The following is a 6,139-nucleotide window of genomic DNA, read 5'->3' as shown; positions in this document are numbered from 1 at the left end:
TTAACGGAGCTACCAGCAGCCATGACTTCGCCGGCACCGATGGCGATGGCGCGCATGCCCGGTGGAATTTCAAACGCCAGCCCCGGAGTCTGTCCCTCACCCAGGAGGTCGGACGCACGAATTTGTTCCTTGGCCTTGATCCTCACCACCGTGGTGTGTCCGTCCACTTCCTTGGGATTCCGGATGGCACCGTCGATGACAAGGTTCTTCGGGTAACTGGTCGATGTAACCATGTCGCGGGTTAGTTTGGTGCGCGCCGGAATATCCTGCAGCGCGGTAACCACTTCAGTATAATACTTCGCGGACTGCAACTCCTGCTGCCGTTGCATATTCCAAATAAAATAAACGGCGACCATTGCCAAAACGACGGCAATAAAAATGATCCCGCCTGCGCCAGATCTCTTAGCCATTTGAGTCCTCCTTGTTCGACTTTGCGTGCTAAGGCAAGCAGATGCTGTGCCCTGTTGCAAATAATTGCAACATCAAAATTGAGAAAAAACAGGCAACGGGAGAGGCCAGCCAAGGGCGTGGCGGCACGGGGCCTGTTGCGCGAGCCTGCGACCCACAGCATGCGGTGGGTTCCCTGGGTAAGGACCGCAAACGCACTCCGGAGGATAACCCAACCCACAAGGATGAATGCGTACTGATAGATCACAAAAGGGATCCGCGCAGAAATTGGGAGCACAGACGCCAACTCAACAACTTGCGATTTTGGATTGTTTCCTGCATCACGCTTCCCGGCACGCTTTGTTCACTTCCATCCAATAGCACCCTACCGCAGGGCGCGCCTATGCCGAGGCTTTCCCGGCATCCATACTGAGACCCGAAGAGTCGGGCCGTAAAGTCGTAGGGGATGAAGAGGCCTTGGCCTGCTTCATCCCCGTCTGAACATGGTTTTGATACTTTGCCTACTTACGGCAAGTTCGCATTCACTGACGACAAGGTGTTATTGACCTTATTGCCGAGGCCCTTCAGCACCAAAATCGCCACGACGGCGATGAGAGCCAAGATAAGCGCGTATTCGACCAAGCTTTGGCCCTTCCGCGACTTCAGCCCGCGATACATTTTTCGGAGAGTTCTCTTCATCTCGTTCACCTCCTTCATCTGGCTTTCTTCATATTGCTCTAACGATCCTAACCGACTCACGTTTGTGACGGTATGCAATCGCAGATTACGTGCCACCTCCCCCCATTGACCTTCAAAAAACAACGATCAGTGCGTCGTCGCATCCACAACCCACTATGCGTAAGTGCCTTAACTCTCACTACGAATAAATAAGGACGCGGCAAGTGGCCGGTTCATTTTTGCAGCAATCACCATTCTTGCCAAGCCATCTGGACATGTCTGCGAGAAAGTGTCCAGTTTCTGAACACTTTACCAGATCAGTTGCTGTCTGCTTCATTTGCTGGTTCTCGGATCACCCAGCCTCCGTACGTCAAAAATTGATGTGACGGCCCAATCTTGAACACAAAGCGGCATAGATACTCCAGAAGTTGAAGCACATTATGGGTATCCATACTACCGCCGCAGGACATAGAGCTTCGCCCCTGCTTCCACCACCAAAACTACGCCCCGTAAGTCGAAGGTCGACCTATAACCCTCCAGAGAACCACCCGGAGGCACAACAAGGAGAATATCCACCGTCGGAGCCGCTGTTGGCGGAGATCCCGATACCAAAACATTTCGGTACTCGGGCAGATAGTATTTGAATTGGGCGTAACCCCAATAATAATCCTCGGATCCATGGCAGATCACAATGCCATCAGGTGGCCACTTGCCTCGAATAGTCTGGAAGCACTTTGATAAATCCGCGTCGTGCCGGCGGATTTCCTCCGCGGTCAGGGGCAATCCCACCAGTACAGGCATTAGAGGGGTTGGCGACCAGACGAACACAATAATGTTGATGGCTGCCACGATTGCGAGAGCGAGACAATCGGCTCTCGATTTCCGAAACGTGGGCAAGGTCGCCAACTGTTCTGAAAATGCCGCCACCCCCAGGCTGGCCAGTACCGCGAATCCCGGAAAGAAATGGAGGACATGGCCGGGCAGGACGCTGTACATGATCAGGCCGAAAAGGACCATGGGCGTGATCCACAGCACCAGCACGGCAAATTGGGTTTTGTTCGCTCGATAAAAACTCGTACGGACGATCGGTTCTCGGAAAAAAATCCAACGGGTAAATTCTATGACTGAGATAATTCCAGCGCCCAACAAACCGACCCAACACGCACGCCCCATGGAACTTACATCAGTCAACAGCGCGTCCACACCACCGCCGCCCCACACGGTAAGCGGCGCGTCATACTGGTTCTTCAGGTGCACCAAACCGAGGTAGGCACCGATGCCCCCCGCCGATTTCACCATCGGCAGGAACCAGAGCAGGCAAAAGCCGGCTGCTGATGCAGTCCCGCAGAATACCTTGGCGATCCGAGGCTGCGCGGAAGTCCAAAAAGTGTATATCCATAGCGGAATCAACAAGACCGCACTTTGCTGGCGTACACCCCCCACGGCAGCAAACGCTGCCGCCATCGCGAAAGTTTGAAACCACGTCATCTTCCGTTGAATCGCCCGCCAGCACACGAAGACAAAGCTTACAACCAATGCTCCGTCCACGATTGTCGTCAAAGCGATTTCACTTTGAAACCAGCACAATGGGCTGGTCAGTAAAATCAATCCCGTCCCCCGGCCACACCCGCTTCCAAACATGGATGTTGCGAGCAGGTATCCCATCGCCGCCAGCCCGGCCCCGGCGATCACACTCAGCCACACCAAAGCAGCATGCGGTTCGCCGATGAAGAAATTCAACAGCCTGGCCAGAAAAATGTAGAAATAAAAACCGGGTGGGTGTGGCTGGTTTAGCCGAATGTTGTACTCGCTGACCGCCAGTGCGAGTTGGGCGCTGTCCCAATGATAAGCCAGCTGGCTGCGAAATGGGATGCGCAACGCAAGCGCCGTCACGAAGAGCGCCAGGGCCATCCTGTAGTCGCTTCGTGTTAGCAACGCGCCGAGTGTTTCCGTCGATTTGTCCCGGGTCATCGAGTCAGTTTCACCGCCTGCGCGGGAATGAAATAAAGGACGTTCTCAGCTTGCGGCAAAGCTTCAGCATTCGCGAGGGACAGGTATGGGGCAAAGATGTCGACCTTCTCCCCCGGAGGTACCACCAGTACAATGCCCTCCCTGCCGGCCACGTCGAGCTTTGCAACAAAGGTGAGCCGCCCGTCTCGCACCAGCCACATCGGCTCGCCCGGTGGATGCAACGTCGTTCCATCGACCACGAATTGATATTGCTCGTATTCAGGCAGATAAAGTTGGAAGTGTCGAAGGCCGCACAAATAGTACTCTTGCGAGAAACAGACGATGATGCTCTTCGGAGAATAAGTCCGACGGATCGCCCGAGCGATTTGTGACAATTGCGCGTCGTGCTCGGCGATCGCGCGCGCGGTACGAGCCATTCCGAAAAAAAAGCCATCCCACTGTGGCGGCCAGGCGACAAAAGCCACCACATTCCCCGCGCAGATCAAAGCGATCACTACCGCTCTGCGCCATCTTGATCGCAGGCTCGCCACCACTGCCCCTACCAGCACAAACAATCCCGGCAGATAACTCAACACGTGGCCGGGTTGGTTGGTTACCAACACCGTCCCAAAAATCAGCATTGGGACAACCCAAAACGCCAGAACCACCAACCCAAACGCGTGTTCGCGATCCCAGGAGTCTTTCCGCTCAGCAGTCATTCGGAGCGCACGGTGCAGTTGTGCCACAAACGATACCACGGCCCCCAGCATCAAGCCGTTACCACAAAATCCCGTGATGTTTGCCACATTCTTCAGCAGCGCGCCAAAGCCGCCCCCGGGAAAATACGTCGAAGCATTGGAGACCGCATGCAGATGCACAATGTCCAGGTATGTTCTCAGCCCGCCGGACGTGCGCACCATCGGCACGTACCACAGAATTCCAAGTCCGATCGCCACAACCGCCGCTGTCACCAACTTCGCAAGTCTCGCCCTTTCGAATTTCCAAAACGCAAACCCAACCAGCGGCACCAGTGCCGGCACACTCTGCTCACGCACGCCACCAATCAGAGCGAGCAAAGCTCCAACCACAATCGCATCTCGCCATCCGCCCCCGCACTCCATCGCCCGCCAAAGCACCAGCACCACCGTGCAAACCAAAAAACTGTCCATGCAATACGTCAGCGCCACACAGCTATGGAACCACACTTGTGGACTCGTCAGCGCCAACAAGCCCGCCGTCACGCCCGCTTTGCGCCCGAACATTGCCGTCGCCAGAAGATAGACGACCGCCGGCAACAAGCTCCCAAAAACGATGCTAATCCACACCAGGCTCGCATGGGGATCGCCCACCAGGCCGTTCACCAAACGCCCCAGCATGATGTAGAGGAAGTAGCCCGGTGCATGCGGCTGGCTTAACCGTATGTCGTATTCGTTGATCGCCAGCACAAATTGAGCGCTGTCCCAGTGATACGCAAAATGACTGCGGAACGGGATGCGCAACGCCAGACCCACCGCGCAAAGCAACGCAGCCAGAAACCAATCTCGTCCTATGAATCTCCCTGCGCTGCGATTCATCTGATCGCCTCAACCGGTACTTGATATACCGTGCCTTCACTTTCCGGCAGGAGCTTCGCCTCCCGAGTGTCAACGTATCGGGTGTGGTCGTCCAAGGATGTTCCCCGCGGCACGATGAGCGCCAGCACCCGCTTCCCCGTCAACTCGGGTCCGCGAACAAAACCAAGCCGTCCACCGAGCACCCGCATCATCGGCCTGTCTACGGGAGTCAGCATCGCCCGGTCGACCACGAATTGATACTGCTCATACTCTGGCAGATACAATTGCAAGTGTCGCAATCCCAGCGGCAGGTATACCTGTGCGTGACAAATCAAGGTTTCAGATGGGTCCAATCGCGCGCGGATCGCGTGGATGATGCGGGACAGTTCCCGATCATGTTCCTGGATCTTTTGTGCCGTGCGGCCGGTACCGTAGAATGCGCGGTCCCATAACGGCGGCAAAGCCAGGAATGCTGCCGCGTTGATCAGGCATACGGCCGTTACCGTGGTTCCAAAAATCGCCGGCTTCCGCAGTTGACTGGCCGCCACGGCTGCCAGGATGATCCAAGCCGGCAAGTAGCTCAGCACATGTCCGGCTTGGTCCGTGAATGACAGCGTCGTCTGCATGAACATCATCGGCGCAATCCACAAGGCCAGCATCCACAACGCTTCGCTATGCGCGGCGTCCCACCTTCGCTTGCGATTGGTGTCCATTCGCAATCGTACGAAAAGCGCGCTCGCCAATAAAACGACGCACGCTAGTAACCCATTCCAACAGTAAAGGCCCGTAAAAAACAGGTTCCACAAGAGCGCGTTTATCCCGCCTCCGGCCAGCGTGACTGGCGCCCAATAGACTGCGGACAGATGAAATACTTTGGTATAAACCACCCAGCCGCCGGACATCCGGATCATCGGCACCAGCCAGGCCAATGTTCCGACGGCACAAACGCCGAACGCCGCCGCCAGTTTTACCAGACGTCGGCTCTCCGCCTGCCACAACACCCAGACCACCAAGGGGACGAGCCCCGGCGCTGTTTGTTGGCGAACCCCGCCGATCACTGCCAGCAAGCCTCCGATTATCACCGCGTCCGGCCAGCGACATCTGCGTCGTCGTGCCTGCCAGCAACACAATACTAGTAAGCATACCAGTAAACTGTCTGTCGTATACGTCAGCGCCACGCAACTATGAAACCACACCTGCGGGCTCGTCATTGCGAACAACGCGGCGGCCAATCCAACGCGCCGGTCGAACATTTCCACACCCAACATATATAGCAGGGCCACCAGCCCGCTGCCGAACACCACACTCAACCAGACCAGACTCGCATGAGGGTCGCCGATGAAAAAATCCGCCACCCTGCCCAACATCACATAGAGAAAATAGCCGGGCGCGTGAGGCTGGGCCATGGCCACATTGTATTGGCGCACCGCCAGGGTAAACTCCGCGCTGTCCCAGTGATACGCCATCTGGCTCCGAAAAGGTATGCGTAACGCAACAGCCACGGCGAATAGTATGCCTGCCGCTGCCACATCAGCCTTGCGTAGTTCCTGTCCACTCCTACGATCCATATG

5 protein-coding genes are annotated in these 6,139 nt (G+C 56.2%); all 5 read right to left on the bottom strand.

All coding sequences use genetic code 11. From position 1 onward, the window contains the following. Window positions 1-410, bottom strand: a 410-nt coding sequence (gene cpaB, locus VNL17_05400) for a Flp pilus assembly protein CpaB (GenBank protein HXI83510.1), incomplete at its 3' end; no start/stop codon positions are given. Between the two features lie 502 nt (window positions 411-912). After that, a complete protein-coding gene (locus tag VNL17_05395) occupies window positions 913-1,086 on the bottom strand; it encodes a Flp family type IVb pilin (protein ID HXI83509.1) in 174 nt (57 codons plus the stop codon). A 432-nt stretch (window positions 1,087-1,518) separates the two neighbouring features. Then, window positions 1,519-3,036: a hypothetical protein gene (locus VNL17_05390; protein ID HXI83508.1), complete on the bottom strand. Its 1,518-nt coding sequence runs from the start codon at window positions 3,034-3,036 to the stop codon at window positions 1,519-1,521. Further along, the gene (locus VNL17_05385) at window positions 3,033-4,589 is read right to left on the bottom strand and encodes a glycosyltransferase family 39 protein (protein ID HXI83507.1); all 1,557 of its coding nucleotides are present in this window, start codon (window positions 4,587-4,589) and stop codon (window positions 3,033-3,035) included. Before VNL17_05385 ends, VNL17_05390 begins: the two co-directional genes overlap by 4 nt. Continuing rightward, complete coding sequence (locus VNL17_05380; GenBank protein HXI83506.1) at window positions 4,586-6,136, bottom strand: glycosyltransferase family 39 protein; 1,551 nt, start codon at window positions 6,134-6,136, stop codon at window positions 4,586-4,588. The genes VNL17_05385 and VNL17_05380 overlap by 4 nt, the downstream gene beginning before the upstream one ends. Window positions 6,137-6,139 lie beyond the last annotated feature (3 nt).

This window comes from Verrucomicrobiia bacterium (assembly GCA_035577545.1).
Classification (GTDB): Bacteria; Verrucomicrobiota; Verrucomicrobiia; order Palsa-1439; family Palsa-1439; genus Palsa-1439.
The sequence above is the reverse complement of the archived record's forward strand: the minus strand, read 5'-3'. Positions and strand labels throughout refer to the sequence as shown.

Coding starts and splice junctions, on each gene's coding strand:
- VNL17_05380 (HXI83506.1), bottom strand. CDS start 6,136: ATGGATCGTAGGAGTGGACAGGAACTACGCAAGGCTGATGTGGCAGCG.
- VNL17_05385 (HXI83507.1), bottom strand. CDS start 4,589: ATGAATCGCAGCGCAGGGAGATTCATAGGACGAGATTGGTTTCTGGCT.
- VNL17_05395 (HXI83509.1), bottom strand. CDS start 1,086: ATGAAGAGAACTCTCCGAAAAATGTATCGCGGGCTGAAGTCGCGGAAG.
- VNL17_05390 (HXI83508.1), bottom strand. CDS start 3,036: ATGACCCGGGACAAATCGACGGAAACACTCGGCGCGTTGCTAACACGA.